Annotated in this window: 18 protein-coding genes; 12 read left to right on the top strand and 6 right to left on the bottom strand. The window is 45.2% G+C overall.

Annotation, left to right across the window (positions count from 1 at the left end; translation table 11 throughout):
* On the bottom strand, nucleotides 1-84 hold an 84-nt coding region (locus JW727_06755; protein ID MBN2095721.1), incomplete at its 3' end, for a glycosyltransferase.
* A 27-nt stretch (nucleotides 85-111) separates the two neighbouring features.
* Nucleotides 112-966, bottom strand: a complete 855-nt coding sequence (locus tag JW727_06750) for a UbiA prenyltransferase family protein (GenBank protein ID MBN2095720.1) — start codon at nucleotides 964-966, stop codon at nucleotides 112-114.
* A 64-nt stretch (nucleotides 967-1,030) separates the two neighbouring features.
* On the opposite strand from JW727_06750, the gene JW727_06745 reads away from it, so the two are divergent.
* From JW727_06745 to JW727_06735, 3 genes are all read left to right on the top strand, one after another.
* Nucleotides 1,031-2,143, top strand: a complete 1,113-nt coding sequence (locus tag JW727_06745; GenBank protein MBN2095719.1) for a glycosyltransferase family 4 protein — start codon at nucleotides 1,031-1,033, stop codon at nucleotides 2,141-2,143.
* Nucleotides 2,144-2,226: 83 nt separating this feature from the next.
* The gene (locus tag JW727_06740) at nucleotides 2,227-2,889 is read left to right on the top strand and encodes an FkbM family methyltransferase (protein MBN2095718.1); all 663 of its coding nucleotides are present in this window, start codon (nucleotides 2,227-2,229) and stop codon (nucleotides 2,887-2,889) included.
* 380 nt (nucleotides 2,890-3,269) lie between these two features.
* On the top strand, nucleotides 3,270-4,310 hold the full coding sequence (locus JW727_06735; protein ID MBN2095717.1) for a glycosyltransferase family 4 protein: 1,041 nt from the start codon (nucleotides 3,270-3,272) through the stop codon (nucleotides 4,308-4,310).
* Between the two features lie 288 nt (nucleotides 4,311-4,598).
* Here the strand turns inward: JW727_06735 and JW727_06730 are convergent, their stop codons facing one another.
* A complete protein-coding gene (locus JW727_06730) occupies nucleotides 4,599-5,597 on the bottom strand; it encodes a radical SAM protein (GenBank protein ID MBN2095716.1) in 999 nt (332 codons plus the stop codon).
* 153 nt (nucleotides 5,598-5,750) lie between these two features.
* Here JW727_06730 and JW727_06725 point away from each other — a divergent pair, with 153 nt between their 5' ends.
* The 3 genes from JW727_06725 (at nucleotide 5,751) to JW727_06715 (ending at nucleotide 8,869) form a co-directional block, all read left to right on the top strand.
* Complete coding sequence (locus JW727_06725) at nucleotides 5,751-6,965, top strand: DUF1512 family protein (GenBank protein MBN2095715.1); 1,215 nt, start codon at nucleotides 5,751-5,753, stop codon at nucleotides 6,963-6,965.
* A gap of 78 nt (nucleotides 6,966-7,043) precedes the next feature.
* Nucleotides 7,044-8,150: a hypothetical protein gene (locus JW727_06720; protein ID MBN2095714.1), complete on the top strand. Its 1,107-nt coding sequence runs from the start codon at nucleotides 7,044-7,046 to the stop codon at nucleotides 8,148-8,150.
* A 32-nt stretch (nucleotides 8,151-8,182) separates the two neighbouring features.
* Nucleotides 8,183-8,869, top strand: a complete 687-nt coding sequence (locus JW727_06715; protein ID MBN2095713.1) for a 30S ribosomal protein S4e — start codon at nucleotides 8,183-8,185, stop codon at nucleotides 8,867-8,869.
* 65 nt (nucleotides 8,870-8,934) lie between these two features.
* Here the strand turns inward: JW727_06715 and JW727_06710 are convergent, their stop codons facing one another.
* The 3 genes from JW727_06710 to JW727_06700 form a co-directional block, all read right to left on the bottom strand.
* The gene (locus JW727_06710; protein MBN2095712.1) at nucleotides 8,935-10,344 is read right to left on the bottom strand and encodes an aldehyde dehydrogenase; all 1,410 of its coding nucleotides are present in this window, start codon (nucleotides 10,342-10,344) and stop codon (nucleotides 8,935-8,937) included.
* Nucleotides 10,345-10,348: 4 nt separating this feature from the next.
* A complete protein-coding gene (locus JW727_06705; protein ID MBN2095711.1) occupies nucleotides 10,349-11,614 on the bottom strand; it encodes a hypothetical protein in 1,266 nt (421 codons plus the stop codon).
* Between the two features lie 68 nt (nucleotides 11,615-11,682).
* On the bottom strand, nucleotides 11,683-13,227 hold the full coding sequence (locus tag JW727_06700; GenBank protein ID MBN2095710.1) for an FIST C-terminal domain-containing protein: 1,545 nt from the start codon (nucleotides 13,225-13,227) through the stop codon (nucleotides 11,683-11,685).
* A 139-nt stretch (nucleotides 13,228-13,366) separates the two neighbouring features.
* On the opposite strand from JW727_06700, the gene JW727_06695 reads away from it, so the two are divergent.
* The 6 genes from JW727_06695 to JW727_06670 all read left to right on the top strand — a co-directional run.
* Entirely contained in the window at nucleotides 13,367-14,032 is a 666-nt protein-coding gene (locus JW727_06695; GenBank protein ID MBN2095709.1) for an ATPase, read from the top strand.
* Nucleotides 14,033-14,144: 112 nt separating this feature from the next.
* Nucleotides 14,145-14,477, top strand: a complete 333-nt coding sequence (locus JW727_06690; protein ID MBN2095708.1) for a hypothetical protein — start codon at nucleotides 14,145-14,147, stop codon at nucleotides 14,475-14,477.
* Nucleotides 14,478-14,517: 40 nt separating this feature from the next.
* Entirely contained in the window at nucleotides 14,518-14,973 is a 456-nt protein-coding gene (dut, locus tag JW727_06685; protein MBN2095707.1) for a dUTP diphosphatase, read from the top strand.
* 106 nt (nucleotides 14,974-15,079) lie between these two features.
* Entirely contained in the window at nucleotides 15,080-16,033 is a 954-nt protein-coding gene (locus JW727_06680) for a hypothetical protein (protein MBN2095706.1), read from the top strand.
* 48 nt (nucleotides 16,034-16,081) lie between these two features.
* Nucleotides 16,082-17,359, top strand: a complete 1,278-nt coding sequence (locus tag JW727_06675; GenBank protein MBN2095705.1) for a hypothetical protein — start codon at nucleotides 16,082-16,084, stop codon at nucleotides 17,357-17,359.
* Nucleotides 17,360-17,406: 47 nt separating this feature from the next.
* Nucleotides 17,407-18,048: hypothetical protein (locus JW727_06670; GenBank protein ID MBN2095704.1), on the top strand; the 642-nt coding region annotated here is incomplete at its 3' end.

Raw genomic sequence — 18,048 nt, 5'->3', positions numbered from 1 at the left:
GTAAGTTTGGTTTGCAATCGACCTTAGGCACCGTTCCAGGTACTTCTCTTCGTTAAGAGTTGGAACGATTACCGAAATGTCCATAATGAACCCCGCTTAGCTATTATATCTCTACAAGGCAATTGCCAGAGCTATGAGTGAAAGGTTGTTTAGAATATAAAACCGGTCTCTTATCAGGGTTTCCCTTCCTGAAGCTTTGGCGTAGTCTGCTCTAAGGCCCCAGAATAGAAAGAAGCACGCGTATCCTGCTCCTACGAGGTGGAGAATTGGGCTTAGCGCAAGGTAGCCAACCAGAAACTCGTTGGATAGTGCAATTAGGGCAGTGTATGCAAGGAGAAGGTTCCAGCCGTTCTTAAGCCCTAGCCGGGTTATTGTGGTATTTGCGCTTTTTTTGTCTTCCTCATAGTCTATAAGTTGGTGGCATACGAGAATCGCCTGGCCGAGGAGAAAAATCATTGTTGCAGGAAAGATGGCGGTTGGTAATAGTGCTAAGCCGCCTGCGGAGTACCCGGAAAGAAATGCAAGAAGGTATGTGCCTCCATGGACTAGGATGTCAAGCCCAGGCACATCCTTTAGCCGGAAGGGCTTTGCCGAATAGGCAAACAGCAAAAGCATACAGGCAAGCGTAAGCATCAGGGTTTGGCTTCCGATTAGAGAAGCGATTAAAAAGCCCAGGGACGCAAAAACTGCCGTTAGCAGAACTGAAATGTTTCCGGGTAGTTTCCCGGAAAGAATGGCGTTTGTTCCGTCTTTTACCTTTTTTCTGTTTCTCTGGTCTATTTCTATGTCAAAATAGTCATTGAGAAGAAATCCGTAGCAGCAGACAAAAAAGAAGCTGGCTGCAATAAAGGCAATATTAAGCGGGCTTGATGCGGAAATGTATGCCCCCAAGACCGGAATCATCAGAAGGGTTATCAGCCAGTCTCTTATTCTGAAGGCGCCAAGGAAGTCCCTTAGATAGGTCATAATAATTTGAGGAGATAATCTTACTTCTAGCCCGACATATGCTTCTTTTCAGTAAATCTCATTTATGAGAGTGGGCTTCGTAACGCCAGAATACCCGCCAAAATGCTTTGGCGTAGGAATCTACTCGAAGGGCCTTGCGGAGGCGCTTGCGGATTTAGGGGTGATTGTGGACCTGATTTCAACGGTTCCGTCCGGATACCTCCACAAGAATATAGAGGTGCACAACACAAACTTGTCTGGGGCGAATTATATTCCCCTGAAATGGGCAAGCCATCTTATTGCAAGCTGCTATTATCTTCGAAAGCTGAGACGTTCACTTTCCCTGGCCCATGACAACAGTTTCTACAGCCCCGGAGTTTGCCCGCTGGACGTTTTCACGCTACATTGCCCGACTTACCCTTCACTTGCCATGCTTAAAGCCCGGAAGCGATTAAAAACTCCGGACCGCTTTGACCAGAGGCGCCTTCTGAAGCTTCTCCTGTTGCTGGAAAGAAAGATGGTTTCCCGGGCAAAGGTCACCATATGCCCCAACCCAAAGCTTGCGGAAATTATTGGGAAGGCATACGGGCTAAAAAGAGAGCGCGTTAAGGCGATACCCTGCGGCATAAACCTGAATGAATTTCGCACCTCAAAAAAGAAGAGGGATTACCTGCTTTTTTCAGGGAGGTTCCATGAAAGCAAGGGCATATATGAATTGCTTCAGGCGGTTCGGAAGCTGAAGACTTTGAGGGACTTTCGGCTTGTCATTACCGGCGGGGATGTTTCTGATCCAAAAAATCTCCTTGGAGAAGAATTGTCCTGTCTTGGTATAAGGGATAGGGTTGATGTCCTTGGCTTTGTCCCGCGAAGGCAACATCTAAAGCTCATCAGCGAAGCAAGGGGGCTGATAATTCCTTCAAGGTACGAGTCATTTGGAATGGTTGCCCTCGAAGCCATGGCAAGCAAAACGCCGGTGCTTGTGTCGGAGGGATGCGGAATCTCGGAATATCTGGCTTGTGGGAAGAATGCAGTCATTTTCAAATATGGCGCCAGCAGCATGGCAGAGGCAATAGATGGCTTTTGGAAGGATAGCTCTTTACAGAGAAAGCTTTCCTCTGGCGGCTACCGGAAGGCAAAAGAGTTTCAGTGGAAGCTTATCGCCCGTGAAGTAAGGGGGGTTTATGACTCAATAGTTTGATTGATTTCACATCAGGACTTCTAGGATATATGGGCGCCTTGTTTTATCAATAACAACTTAAAAATCATGATACTTTTAAATATATGTATGAACTTATTATGTTGCCAAAACAGGCTTTCTTGTCAATTTTGGATCTATGGGTGGCTTTTTATGACATTCCGGGATATCTCAAAAAATATACCCTCAAAAAAGGGGATGTGGTTATTGATGCTGGAGCCTATTTAGGAAACTTTAGCAAATATGCTTCTGAAAGAGTGGGTGAAGCTGGGAAGGTCATTGCCTTTGAACCAGATCCAGAAAATTTTAAAAAATTGAAACAAAATTTAATCGGATTCAAAAATGTTATTTTGGTACAAAAAGGATTATTTGATTTTGATGGAAAAATAACTCTTAATAGAAACCCTATTTTTGGTTCACTGGCTTCAAGCGTCATTGATAACAAAGGATCGAAATATAGTTTTAAGATTTCAGTGGCAACATTAGACAATGAAATTAAGAGGCTGGGACTGCCGTCTGTGGACTTTATTAAAATGGATATTGAAGGCGCCGAGCTTGAAGCATTTAAGGGTATGGAGCAGACCTTAGACAAGTACCACCCAAATCTTGCCATTGCATGTTATCATTTGAGGGAGGGTAAGGAGACGCACATCCATCTTAAAAAAATACTTTCCAAGCATTATTCAGAGATTAAAATTGGAAATCTCTTTCACAAAACGCTGTTTGCAGAAAGAAGAGATGGTCTGTAGCTTTACAGGGAATTTTATTTCTGACCAACAGTCGAAAGAAAACCCCATGGCTTGCTAGGGGGTTATTCACTGGATAGGGATTCTCTACAATTGATTCCGGGTTCTAATTTTTTGCTTAAACGAGTCATATGCGATTAATGCCTGGATAGGAACTCTATCGTCCGATGTTGCAATTTTGGCATGAGATTATCTTTACTTGATACCCTGATCCTTGGGTTGGTTGGGATAACGATTCTGAAAAGAGGCAATCTTTGCGTAAGTTAGAGATTTGCCCGATTAAATTAAGCGATTAGAATGTGCTGTTTGTTTGTGTTAATGAAGTGAGATTACCTGGAGCTTGCCTCGATCGGGAGGTTATTTACCAAATAGGTAATATTTATATGAAAATTGTAATGATTGCCGATTTAATTCTTGGAGGAGAGGGCAGGCATGCGTTAGGTCTTTCTGAAGAACTAAAAAGACAGGGGCACGATGTGGAGATAATATCCTTTGAGAAAGGTCAGGATAGTCTTCCTTACTTTAATTTATTCCTGAGTTATAAGGTTCTTTTAAGCAAGAAAGCGTTATTCAGATTATTGGAGGAAAAGAACCCCGACATAATACATATGCATCTTCCATTTAGTACTATGGATTTTCTTGTAGAGGAAATTAAAAGGAAGACTAAAAAGCCAGTTGTCTGCACAATACACTTATCTCCCGGTGGTAGGAGTATAATTGATTCCGTTGTTACCCTTTATTTAAAAAAACTTTCTCCAAGTTTGAAGCATTCAGATAAAATAATATGCGTGAGCAAATTTGTTAAGACTCACCTTAAGAGAATTTCTGGAATTTCTGAAAAAAAATTATTGGTTATTCCTAATGGGGTTGATGTCCATAAGTTTAGGCCCCAGGCAAATAAATCACGGGACTTCCGGATGCTTTTTGTTGGCAGGCTATCCCCCGAAAAGGGCTTGTCTTTACTTTTTAAGAGTTTTGGAAGGCTTGGTGAAGGGAAGCTTTGCGTAATAGGCGACGGCCCTCTCAAGTCAAAGTGCATTAGAGAAGCAGTAAAAAACAAACGGGTGGAATTTTTGGGCAGGGTAAATGACGAAGCACTCATTGACAACTATTCCTCAGCAAGCGTTGTAGTGGTTCCTTCTACATGGCAGGAGGCCTTTGGAATGGTTTCGATAGAGGCAATGGCTTGCGGAACTCCGCCTTTGGCTTTTGCGGTGGGCGGAATACCCGAGGTTATAGATGATGGGTGCGATGGCTTTCTGGTGAAGAAACAAACTCCGGAGGCATTATCCCGTAGAATAAATGAAGCTAGGGCAAGTGATTTGGTAAGAATTGGAAAGAACGGCAGAAAGAAGGTCTTGAGGATGTATGACTGGAAAATTATCGCAAAGGAAACGCTTAAGGTTTATCAATCTTTGGCATGATTATCGGCGATCCGGGGCAATTTTATTCAGGCATTAAGAGATTGGTCAAACTCCAGATAATCTGGATAAAATAGAATTGCTGGTCTTATGGGAAGAAGCAACAGAAGGAATTTTTTCCAGGCCTCTTAATCTGAAGAAGTAATTTGGGCATCCTGACTTTATCCAGCATAGAGCTACTTAGTTTTATATTTAAGCGTCTGTAGTTTAGCATCTTATTTTGCACTTTATCCAGGCCTTATGAAGGCAAGCACCACTCAGACACGTTCCCGACTTAACTTGGCAGTTAGACTATCTGGGGCGAAGGCATTTCTTCTGAATCAGTTTCCAGTAATTCCTGTTGAAGGCAAGTTTTGCTACGGTTAGCACCGACTTGAGCCCGCTATAGCAAATCGAGGGCTCCCTGAAGCATTGCAGAGGGCACTTTTCGCAATGGGCATTCTTGATTACCTCTACGTCGCCGAGGATGTTGCCGAGCTTATCCGGAAGGGTCATGCATCGGTACACGTCCAGATGATTGTCAAGATAGAATAAATTTTCCCCCGCTTTGCAGGGGAATTTTTGTTTTTCGCTTTTGTAGTATCTCAGGATATCTTCCAGGTGTTCGTAGGTGTGGCTGATCTTATAACCGAATCTTTTTTTGAGCTTGATTATGGTATTGATCGCGGTTATTATCTGCTCGTTGCTGAGATTGGCAGAGTCATATTCATCATTGCCTAGCTTGTAGGTAGATTCAGTAGATTGGATTGGCCAGCAGAAATATACCTCGTCAAATCCGAGCAAAAGGGCATGCTCTGCCGTCTTTTCCAGAGCGCCAATATTGTACTTGCTTAGGCAGATTCCTGCCGGCACCAGCAAATTTGTCTTTTTTAGCTTTTTTATGTCTTTTCGGATTTTGGCGGGAAGGCCTGGTATCCCCCGGTATTTTTCCATTACTTTGTCGTCGTGGTGGTCTATGGAAATTGCAAGAATGTCAAGGCCTGCGTCACAAAGCTTTTTGATTGTGTCTTCGCTTACCAAGCTGCCGTTGGTCATTAGCTGCGTAATCATTCCTTTTTTTCGTGCCAGACGCACAAGCTCAGATATGTAGGGGTAGGTGAGTGTTTCGCCCCCGGTTATCTGCAAAAACTTGCAGTCGAGCTTGGAATGCAACGCATTGACTATCATTGGAAGCTCCTCCTTTTTTGGGAATGTGGGCTTTTTTGTCTTCCAGAATGAGCAGGATTTACACTTTGCATTACAGTAGTCTGTTACACAGAAGAACACGATATTTTTTTTAATTATTGCCATATTTCAGGGCCAGTTGCCATATATGGAGTTCTATTATAATAATTAAGTTTTTAAGTTCTCTCCTGCTTGCATCCAGCATGTACTTTAGAGTGCAAGGCGCTTATTTTGGTCAAAACCTGCAGAGCAGCTATTTATTTTAATACAACTATAGTAATGTTCGGTTCCACGCCTTGGGAGTTAATTAACATTATACTTCTGGTATTCCTTATCTTCTTTTTCCCGCGGCTCATGACCTATCAGATAATAACTCTTCTCGAATCTAAGGCAAAGGCGTATGATGAGATGGTTGTAAAGTCACAGAGGATGATTGTAAAAAAAATAGGGCTTCGGACAAAGCTTACGAGAAAGGAAATGGACGATTCCATAAAAGGGATGCTTGAATATTTCGTGGTCGAGCCGGAGGCAATCGAGCCGACAGGGCTTGCAAACAAAATTCGCCAGATGACAAACCGACACGACAAGAAGCTTGACATTTATATCGAGGAAATTACGAGCGGAGTGAGCGAAGAGGAGAGAAAAAACCTGTCTGCAAGCATGATGCACACAATCGGCATTCACCAGATTTCCAAAATCATAAAGCACTTCATTGAGATTATCAGGGAGACAAAGAACTTCCAGTATGGGATGCTTCTTCAGATCCAGCTTCCATTTATCGACCGGCAGGTTAAGGCACTTTATAAGTCGATTCCTGCGTTTACCAATGGTATCCCTGTAGGGGACTGCATAGGGCCTCTTTATGCCGCAACCCTCATAGGCGACAACAAGACAACCAAAATCGCGGAAGGGACCGTCGTGGCGACCAGGACGATCAATGGAAAAGAAGTCTTCATACTCAAAGCAGAGGGTCCGGCCGCAAACCTTGGCAACATCGATGAGGCGATAAGGAAAATTGTCGCCAAAAACAAGATTGAAAAGGTGATAACAGTTGACGCATCAGGAAAGCTGGAGGGAGAGACAACCGGAGCCGTTGCAAGGGGAGTAGGGTTTGCCATGGGCCCACGTGGCGCTGAAAGGTTCTTTGCCGAATCATACCTGATAGAGAAAGGCATACCCGTTGACGCGGTAATTGTCAAGATGAAGCCGGAGGAAGCTCTTATGCCCATGCCTAAGGAAGTTAAGCTTGCCCTTCCAAAGGTTGACTTGGCAGTAAAGCAGGAGCTTAAGGAAGTCAAAAAGAGAGCAATAATTGCAGGAATTGGCGTTACAATAGGCGTTGGGAATAGCAGAAAGGCCGCCGAGGAAGCAATCCGGGTCATAGACGCCTTTAACAGGAGAGAGGAGCAGAAGAAAAAGGCAGAGAAAAAGGGGCTTCGGGAAAGGGTTTTCGGCAGGAAGGAGAAAAAGGAGGAAAAAACCAAGGAGGAATAGTTTTTCTGAGCGAAAATCTGCCGGAAACTTATGAATCAGTATTTATCCTATATGGGTAATAAATATTTAAATATACTTATGATAGCTCAAGATATACAAAATCTCCGGTTTACGGAAAGCGGCAGGGAGATAGACCCCTCGGCAATTTTTACAGAGCTTTACTCGGGGCTTGGCGAGTTAGTAGCTTACAATGTGAGGCTAAGCAGGAATGCTCAAAAGTATGGCTCTAGGTCTGATATGGATGATTTGATAAATCATGATAGGGAGAGGTCTGACTTATTTGGCAAGTGGAAACCTCCTCAAATAGCTTCAGAGCTGACTCTTGAGGGGGGAAGAAAACGGAGCGGTTATGTCGTGCCCCGGAGAGATAGTTACTATAATCCCTATCTTGCCCAGAAGACTCCAAGTATGGCTTTGTTGGTAGTGGAGGACGAAAATGGAAAAGAATTGTCTCCACTGGTTTTAAGGCAATCTAGGGTGAAGTATACGGATTTTGAGGCAAAAAGAATGTCCCCTGGAGTTGGGGTTAAAAAACCGGGAAATCTCACCCCCGTGTCTGAGGCAAATTATGTCACTGCTACAGAGGGCTTAATTGACGGCTCGGTGAGGTCTCTTGAGGACATAAAGAATAAGAAAAAAATTCCCCGAATCATACCCAAGATGATTCCTTTTTCTGTATCGGGAGATGGGGAGATTCTATGGATTCGAAATTATTACCCGAGCATTGGGTCGATTGGATTTGATGATGAAGACCTGGCTTCCTTGCTTGGCGCAGAGTGGGGTGTGGGGGTTGTTGACCAAGATAGGGGTTATTTTGAGCTTTGCACAGTTCCCCGGGGGAAACCCATTTTTGATATAGACCCGGATTACCGCCTTTTTCGATCAGGAGACCTTGAGGATTATAGGAGGTGGCGTAATTTTATAGGGCTGCAGGAATTTGGCAGGACAATGGACTGTCTTAATGGCTTGGAAGAAAAGGACAAAAGCGTTCGGAAGATCTTGGATTCGGAGCTTCGAGGTCTTAAGGTAGGAGAATCCCGACGGGCGGGCATAAAACAGCATTCTTTGAGGGTAATGGATGCCGTAAGCCAGATTAAGTCTCATGAGGAGTTGGAGCGCCTATTTTCCCAAAAAGTGGATGAAGGCCTGGTCAGGGACACCTATGGGGATATGTGCCTGTTCTAGGTACTTTAATTAATTTTTATCTTCCCTATCTTATGGTACACTTGAAAAGGAGTGAAATGCCTGGCATTTGGCCGCTTCCAAGGAAAAAGAAGAGATTTGCCCCTATTCCAAGCCCAGGGCCTCACCAAAAGGCGAACTGCCTCCCTCTGGTAGTTGTCGCAAGGGATATTTTCGGGCTTTACAAGACTGCAACCGAGGCAAAAAAGGCCATAAAGGCGAAAAACTTCCTTGTTGACGGAAAAGAGGTAATTGATGACAGGTTTCCACTTGGAATGATGGATGTACTTTCCATAAAGGACAAAAAGGAGCACTATATGGTCGTTCCTTCTGCCAAGGGCTTTGAGTTCAGGAAGATTGACGAGAAAAAGGCGGGCTCCAAGTATTGCAAGGTTATGGACAAGACGGTTGTAAAAAATGGCTTGCAGTTAAACCTTCACGATGGGCGAAATGTCCTCCTTTCAGTTGAGGAGGGAAAGAAGTACCGAACCGGCGACACAGTCAAGATTGGGCTTAAAACCGGAAAAATCGAGAAAGTTTACCCTTACAAGGAGGGTTCTGAAGTTATAATTTTAAAAGGCGTAAACCGGGGAAAGACAGGGAAAGTAAAGGAAATACTTGTCAAAAAAGACCTTTTGAAGCCAAAGGTCAAGATTGACCTTGATGGCGAAGACAAGATTTTCGAAAGAGATTTGGTGTTTTTGGTGCCTAAGAAAGAGTGAATATTAGAGCCGTCAATTAATGAATCCTGTGAGAGCCAGTTCTTTATAAGTCTAATACTCTGTAGTCAGATGGGTCTCATCATATTTCTGATAGTTAGGCCTTGGTGGCAATTGAGGTCCATGTTGGTAGTTGAGTTATTAGTCGCAACCTTGTGCGCATAGGGCTTCAGGGCAGTTATGTATTTAGTGAGCAAGTCTGGCTTATCCGGGTCCATGTGCAGTCCTACGCAGATGGATTTGCATCCTGGCTCCAGGCAAGCCCCAACCATATCGATTGCTTTGTCCATGTTATCTGCACCCATAATCCCAAGAATCGGATAAGGCCATTCTTTTCTTGCAAACTTCGAGTGAGGATTTGTCTCTATCGGGGTGAATTTCATATAGTCATAATTGACTATCACCTCATCAGGCGCCACAGTATGCTCCAAAAGTAAGGGCTTGACTATAGTTTGCAGGTCATGGCTTCCAATCCAGCCTAGGTCTGAGTCGGGCTTTCTTGGATCTCCCGGCATAAGGGTCTCCTTACATCCTTCAAAGTAATTCAAAAGCTTATCATAGGTAGTATCTCCTACTGCAATAACATTATTGGTGCAGGTACACATGTTTCCGGTATTGAATATTCTTCCCTGAACGCAGAATTTTGCTGCTTGTTCCAGATCTGCAGTTTCATCAACTATTGCCATGCCATGTCCGCTTCCATAAGCGATGAGGTTTGGGTGGTCTTTGAGTTCAGTAGGAAGAATTTCATTGATTGTATCGTTGCTTCCGAAAAAATGGACTTTTCCTTCCCTGAGACCTTCTGAAATGAGTGTTTGTATAAGGTTTGGGTGTAATTCTGAGGACCAGTTGACTGCCTGAACACCAGGGTAGCCATTATCTGCAAGCAACTGCGCATAGCTTGAAGCTACAAAAGATCCACGACGATCAGGTCGCGTTACCATTGGTCCAACCAATGCAGACAGCGATTGGGTCCATGTCCCGGATATGCTTACGTTTCCGGGAAGAATTCCCGCATTTATTCCTGATTTGTAGAGGAGTTTTCCTTCATCATCTATAATCTGGCTATATAAGTTGCCAATTCCATCAGCCCAGCCTTTGAAAAGGTCCAGTGTGCCCTCAATAGACTTAAGGGTTTGGCTTCCTGTAAGGGCCGCAATTCTTTCTCTGTCTTCCCGCTTTGATAAAAGCTCCTTTGAGGCCTTTCTTACAGCTTCTATTCCGTCGTCTACACGCCGGGCATATGGGATTTTTTTGGCATAATCTCGGGCATAGGAAAAGGCCTCCATTAGGTCAGATTCCTCAGAGTTTGGAACAGTTCCTGCAAATTCTCTGAAAATAGTATAAAGGGGTAGCGCATCGCCCTTGTTTGCCTGTCTTGATTCCCCTCCAATCACATTATCTACGTTGAAGGGCCTTATATTTTTGTAACTGGGTGCTCCAGATTGCCTTATAGGTAAGGCACTTGTTCCTGCCATATTGCTATATGCCCCCACCACACTGCCCGAGGTCGCTCAGGTAGGTTCCCGTACTTGGATCACGCAGTCTTGAAAGGTCTGATATCAGGACTTCCCCTGTCTTAGGGTCGGTTCCAAGGTAGGTAGCTTCATCAAAAGCGTATCTGCCAAGCTTTGTCCCGGTTCTGTTGAGGGGAGTCTTGAGCAGGATTCCTCTCTCCCCCACGTCAACATGCCAGGGGGGAGACCCTTCGGTGAGGCTATCTATGTTTACGACTTCTACCAGATACTGTGGCTTTAGCCGGCATATTCCGCGCTGATAATGGGGGTATTTTCTGCCATACGTTCCCGTGCCCATTCCCGTTTGTTCTGAAGTTCCCTGGCCTTCGCAAACATCAATCACACCCAGATCTCTTAACCTATCTAGAAGTTCCTTTGGCATGCTTGCTCCCGCAAAGTAAACTCTTTCAACCCCACCCTTTCCAAATATGTCTTCAGCACTTAGCAACTTTGGCTCTTTTTTGTCTGCGTTTTTTTCTGGGTATAGGTATCTTTGAATTCCTCCTTTTTTCAGGTCAGTAGATCCGAAAATGGACTTTACTTCATGGTCTCTCAAAAAATTAAGCTCATAGGCAAGGTCTTTTGTGGGGTGTGGCGAGAAGGGAGTTACCCCTGCCTCGGGAAAGGCATTTTGAACGACCCAATACCCAATACTCCGTGGATTGAATACATTGTAGGAAGGGCTGAATTCGCTTGCCTTTATGTCGCTTAAGGCCTTTCCAAAAATTGCTGGAGTAAAGTAGGCGTCTCTTTTGGAGTAGTAGCATTCAAAAGGAGGCCCTGTTGTGCCTGAAGTAGAGTACATTACCTGTATTTTGTCTTTTCCAGGGGTATTTTTGCCGCGTGCGGCTAGTCTATGTTCCGGGGACAACACACCCGCCCAACCATACCTTGAGTTTACTATCTGATTTTTGAAAGAAATTGGCATGTTTTTGAAATAGCGGTTTGTGTCTGAGATCTGTGAGGGGGCAGTAATTCCCTTCTTTTTCATGGACCTGTTATAAAAGGGTGTTTCCCATAACCGTTTCACTTGTTTTGCAAGCAGAAGGTTCGTTGCTCCGGACCTCATTTCGGGTGACATTTCATCTAGAGTGTAGTATAGCAGGTCTCTTGCAATGTCCTGTTCCGATGGAGTGAGTTGGGAGTATCTCTCATAAATGTCTTTTGCTAGCTCTGCTCTTTCGGGGGGTGAAATTTCACTAAAACTGCCATATAACTTTCCAGGTATCATTTTACCACCTACCATCATTATCTATGGATGGAATCTTTATAGGTTCACTGACAAGTGAATAAATCATTTTACTCAACCATCAGCTTGTCGAAAATGACGAGGCAAGTTGAAGTTGTCGCAAGGTAGCTTGATGGCTGGTTTCTTTTTGCCCCTATTTCGCCAAAAGAGTGAAAACCAAAGAAAACCATGTCCTTGTGCTTTGGGTCTTTCTGGAGCATGGCAAGCTCGTCGTTGACCTTGTCCCCAAGGAGGAACCTTCTTGTGGCGCAGTTGATATTGATTGCCAGAACGGGCATTTTGTCTTCGTTATCTATGCATGCCTCCTGTATGGCAAGCATCGTGCTGTTTATGGTTTTTTTCTCATCATATTTGCCTATTGCAAACAAAGTCCCCTTTATGAATTTTTGCTGGCTGTAGAACCTCGTTTCTTTTGGATCAGCGCTGGCCATAGTCATTCCTATGGGGTAGAGGTTTCCGGCAGAATCAAGCGTGCACATGCTGCTAAGAGAAAGGTACTGGGACGGATTTTTTAGGAAAGTTTCCTTTTTGAGCCCGGTGAGCTTACAGTACTCTTCAAGGGCGGGAAGATTGTTTATCTCGTCAATCATCCTGCCGTTGTCCGAAACCTTTGTGATTACTCCGTACTTTTCCGTGGAAATATATCCCTGCTCCAGACCGTAAGAGAAGAAGAGTTCCGAAACAACAAAGCATACTGCAGCTCCCCCTTTGTAGAATTTCCCCTTGGCAAGGACATAATTTTCCCCTTCGAAATCGTCAACTTTGTCGAAATCGCTTCCTGCCGAGCCGCCGACAATGGGAATAAATGGCCCAAGGATTTCCTTTATTCCTTCAAGGAACTCGTGCTCAAAGCTTGGCACTACTTCTTTGTTTTCGAATCTCACCCCCCCAACAAAGGTGAGGGCAAAGTAGGGGGGGTTTTTGACAATTTCAGCAAAGGCCTTTTTCGTGCCTCTCATGAACTGGGCGGTTGCGTAGTTTGACCTATCCACCGGGCAGTTGTCTATTGCCTCTTTTGTTGCCTTCTTTCCCGCCTCAAAGGGCTGCTTTATGTAATATTCTGCGACGCCCACTCCAAAGTGGAGGTATTTCGTGTTTAAGGTAAGAACTGAAACTGTGCCCTGGCAGAACCCGGAAAGAGAGTTTATCTCCCTGTCCGTGGTGCAGCCGATATAAGTGTTTTCCCCAAGAATCTGGTTTAGCCCGGTTACCACTGCAGAGAGCTGGTCGTTATATCGTGAGGAGACAAAAACAATTGCAAAGGTTGGCTGTTCCCCGCGGCCCGACTGGTTTACCGCCTGCTTGGCTGCGGAGACTGCGGCCTTGTAGCCATCGGCAAGGTCGCTGACCCCCAGGCCGACAGACAGGTTTTGCCCCTTGTACGCGGATTCAATATGGTGCAATGCCTGGTAATGCTTAAGATAATAAACTTTTGCAAGCCCAACTTTCTTAAGTTCGACAGCTTTTTTATCCTGAAGCCGCCTTACGACCGTTGCAACCGTATTTCTGTGAAGATTTGCCTTTTCAGCAATATCTGTGATAGATAGTCCAGTTGGATTTTCCTCCAAAACCTTTAGGACTTTTTTTTCGCTCATTTTTTGTGCGTTAGGTGCAACAATGCACTATAATTATATAATCACACACTTTATATAAATATTTAAAATTTTTTGTCTGTTGTGCAAAAGTGCACAAATCAATTTAAAGTGCCCTGTATTTATAAATCGTTGTATTATTATGCCGAGAGATTCGGACAGGGTCGCGACAGGCATTCAGGGACTTGACAAGTTGATTCAGGGTGGATTTGTAAAGGGTTCTACAGTTCTATTAAGCGGCGAGGCAGGAACAGGGAAGACGCTATTCTCTCTTCGGTTTCTTTGGGAAGGCCTTCAGAAAGGAGAGCCGGGAGTGTATATCACGCTTGAGGAAACGGCAGAAGACATAAAGAAAGATGCCGAGGCATTTGGCTGGGATTTTTCAAAATACGAAAAGTCAGGAAAATTTGCCATAATCGAAAAAAACCTTTTTGAGAACCCGGAGCTTGATTTCCTTGACCTGGACAGGCACAAGGCAAAACGGCTGGTGATGGACTCCATATCCATCCTCTCGATATTTGTGGAGGACCAGGCGAAGCTTCGAAACAAGCTGAACGAGATGATTGCGGAGTTGAGGCGAAAGGGGGTTACCGTAATAATGGTTTCCGAAGGCACACCGAAAAACCCCTATTCACGCCTTGGCGTTGAAGAGTACATAACTGATGCAGTGGTGCGCCTTGATTTTACGCCCATCGGCCCCCAGGCAGGCCGAAACTTGTTCATAAAGAAGATGAGGCGAACAAAGCACAGTGAGAATATTCACCCGTTTGAAATCGGGAAAGACGGGATAAAGGTCCTCAGCATTTAGACTGGGTCGCCCTGCAAGGGGATTTATTTTTGAGTTTTTTTCCGGGAAAGGCAACAACATTGCAGAGTTAGAGAGATACTATATTTAAATAATGAATTGCCCTAATAGTAATATGGATTCCAAATATACACCAGAGGATTTTAGAGCTCACCTCTCAAGTGAAAAGTGTATTATTCCTGAATTAAATCTGTGGCCGGAGATGAATCCAAAATATGTCGGTGGGGAGTGCCCTGACGTAGGCAGGTTCGGTTTTAGTATGCTGGATGATGGAACGGGGTATTTGGTTACTACTGAATGGGGTCCCGCCAACAAGAAATTCAGACAGCTTCCTGCGGCCATAGCGCGCTATTATGGCCTTGAGATATTTCAGGCAGGAACTTACCCCGGCGGTCTCGTTTACGAAATGGTTCCAAGGAAAAATCTTGACAAAATTAAGCCCCGATAGAGGCGACGCTTTAGTAAATTATTTTTGAGTTTGTTTTCTTATGGCAGAGCCGATAAGGGAAAGCGTAATCGTGAAAATCGAGTTGTGCCATCCCGAAGCAAAGCTTCCCCAATACGCAAACCCGACAGACGCGGGAGCAGATATTTTTTCAGTTGAGGGCGTTTCCTGGAATCCCTGGGAGACAAAGATACTGAAGACCGGGCTTAAGGTTGCAATACCTGGGGGCTGGGAAATCCAGATGCGCCCGCGCTCAGGCCTCTCGGCAAAGACGCCTCTAAGAATGCCAAATGCCCCCGCCACAATTGACTCGGGCTACAGAAATGAAGTTGGGGTCATCATGCAGAATACTTCAGGTGAGCCCTTTGAAATAAAAAAAGGAGACAGGATTGCCCAGATGGTTGTAGCAAGAAGCCCCCGGATAGAATGGTTGAAGGTAGACTCTGTTGCAGAGTGCGGCGGAGACAGAGGGGGCGGATTTGGGAGTACCGGAAAGTAGATTTCCTGTCAGCAACAGCGCCTGAAAAATTTCTTTGAGGCAGTTGGGGCATAGGGAGCGTTAAATCGGGTAGTAAATATATATTTATATCCTTGCATATATACTTATGCAAAAAGCCATTGGCAAAGCAAAACCCATAATTTTTGCGATACTTGTAGTGACCACGATTCTGCTTGTCGGCAGAGTCTCTATGATGCCGGTAAACGCAGTAGAGGGCGAAAACATCACGACAAACGTATCGGTAGGAAACTCCGCGCCAACAATGGGCGTTATTGTCTGCGACCCGATATCGGACGGGAATTTCACGCCTGACGTCGGCGCAAACAAGTCAATGTCCTGCTGGACCGTTGTAATAGACGACAACGGCTATGGCGAGGTAAACCAGACTTCACTTGACACGAACTTCTACAGCGATTCGATAGATGGTGCAGATGACCTGAACACCCACTACTCGAATGGAACTTCATCTAACGTGGCAACTGACTGCACCTGGACAAACGCGACTGGCACCAACATAACCGTGAACTGCACCTACTACATAAGGTACTTCATAGACCCTTCAGCCGGCGGCTGGACAGTGAACTTTACGGTAAATGACACCTCCGCTGAAACTGGAAGCGCTGCAAAGGTACTTGGAGTCGCAACAACTCTTGGGCTTGACGTGATAAACACCTCTATTGAGTTCGGCTCTCTTGCTCTTGGCGGGGAATCCCAGAGAACAACAGATGTCCTGAACACGTGCAACCAGCAGATAGACGTAAAGCTCAGGGAAAGCCAGAACAGCGGTTACCTGGACTGCCCGGGGGCAACGGACATAGCAACTGACAATGGAGACACGGACGGAATAAAGTACAATGCCACCACATTCAGCTGGCCTGAAGGCATCTCCCTTACAGACACCTCAACGGCCTATACTGCCTTTGACCTGAACTACTATGATGCAACAGGCACGTCGGACGGAGAAAGTACAAAGACGCTTTACTGGAGGATCAAGATTCCTTCTGCAGGCGTTAGCGGTGTGTGCACAGGACAGACCGAGTTTGTGGCTGTGGCAGGATAGTATTTTTTGCTTGTTTTAATTTTCAATTTATTTGTTGTTAATTAGTATATGGGCTTTGCAATATCCCGTTTGGCCAGCATGATTCTCTTGTGCCAGGTATTTGCGGGGCTTGCTCTTGCGGGGGGGCTTGGAATTGCCCCTTCTGAAGTTCACTTCTTAAATGTCCTTCGCGGCGGGTACGCGGAGGTAAACGTTACCATTTCAAACCCAAATGAAGTTGCCACAACCGTGACAATGGTTGCAAAAGGCGAAAATGGGGATTACCTGACTTTCTTTTCCATGGACCAGAATTATATTGAAAAGCCGACAGAAGTTATTCTTCCCTCCGGCGAAGTGGCGGTTGCTTATATGAAGACTCCGGGGCTTCTTTTGCCGGTTTCCAACATAACAATCCCTGCAAAGTCAAAGGCAGACGTAAGGATTGTCGCAAGGCCTCCGGCAGATGTTCAGGTCGGCATTTACCGGGGAGTCATCACATTTTATTCCAACCCCCACCTTAACGAGAGTGTGGAGGGACAGTATGGTACTTCTATTGCCGTAGCCTTGGAGGTTCCGACAGTTATCGAGCTCACCGGGGCGCAAAACCTGAACTTCCAGGTCACCGGATTCAATGCCAAAAACGCTGAGATGGGCTCTCCAATCGAGTTTTTTGTTTCAGGCACCAATAATGGAAACGTCAGGGCAACGCCGCAGGTAAAAATTGAGATATTTGACAGGGACATGGCGGAAATCGTCAAGGTCGCAACATTCAACGGCACTGAGTACCTGCCGACAACCAAGGGAACTGACCGGTTCGAAATATCCTCGGAAAATATGGCCGAAGGCCAGTACTGGGCAAATATCACCGTCACGCTGGGCGGAAAAATCATAGCAAACCAGCTTCTTACCTTTGACCTTCTAGAGCCAGGGACCATGAGCAGGATGGGCGAGCTTGTAAGAATTGAAAGCAAAGTCTGGGTGAATGCAGGAGAGATAACAAGAGTCGAGGCGATATTCAAGAATACTGGCGAGCTTTCCACAAGCGCAAAGTTCAAGGGAGAAGTTCTTTTGGATGGCGAAATAGTGGAAGTTATAGAGAGCGAAGAGATGACTGTCCCCCAGGAAACCACGATGAACCTTACTTCGTATTTTACTCCCAAAACTCCCGGGAGGTATATTGTAAACGGAAAAGTATACTACTCAAAGAAAGTTACTTACCCTAAAGAGGTCATAATCAATGTAAGGGAAGCGGAAGGTGGTGGCGTCTGGAGTTTTCTCAGCAATCCCACCGTTGTTTTGGTGCTCCTCATAGCAGTGCTTATAGCAATACTCTCAAGGATGCAGTAGCAGGTGGGATTTGAGTGGGAAGAAGTATTAGATTTTTCTGTATAATTATGGGTATGAAGAGAGTTAGCTATGGCTATTTGCTGACCGTATTCCTGGTTCTAGTTGCACTACCTCTTCTGGCAGCAGGGATTGCGATTGCAGGAAATGGCTCCACTCTTGATGCCTGGGTCCTCGCAATCAACCCTGACAAAAGCATCTACCTTGAAGAAGAGGATGCTTTTATTGGAATGGCAGTCCTCGACGAAAAAGGACAGATGGTCTGCGACTCAAACTTAACCCTAGACATCACTCCACCAAACGGAACCATCGAGACCTTCACAACCGAAAATGGCGAAATACAGGTTTCGCCACAGTGCAATTATTACGGCAAAACCGAGCTTCCCGACTTCTACCTGACCTACCCTACAGGAAGTGAAGGTTCCTACTCATTAAACCTCACAACCCTTACCCCTTACGGAACCAAGTCCATCTTTGATCAGTTCCTGGTAGCAAAGTGGGTGCCCTATGGGGTAAGGCGGTATGCACCCACAAGGGTTTACCCTCCCGAAAGGTACCGGGTGATTCTTGAAATCAAGGCCAATCAGGATTATTCCGGCAAAATAACTGAATACGTTCCCTCAGACTTTGAAATCTCCGAACAGGAGGGGATTGCAGTTGAGCAGGATGGAGAATACAAGAAACTTGTCTGG

It is taken from the genome of Candidatus Aenigmatarchaeota archaeon, from assembly GCA_016932615.1.
GTDB lineage: Archaea > Aenigmatarchaeota > Aenigmatarchaeia > QMZS01 > QMZS01 > JAFGCN01.
This window is presented reverse-complemented; position numbering and strand designations above follow the sequence as displayed.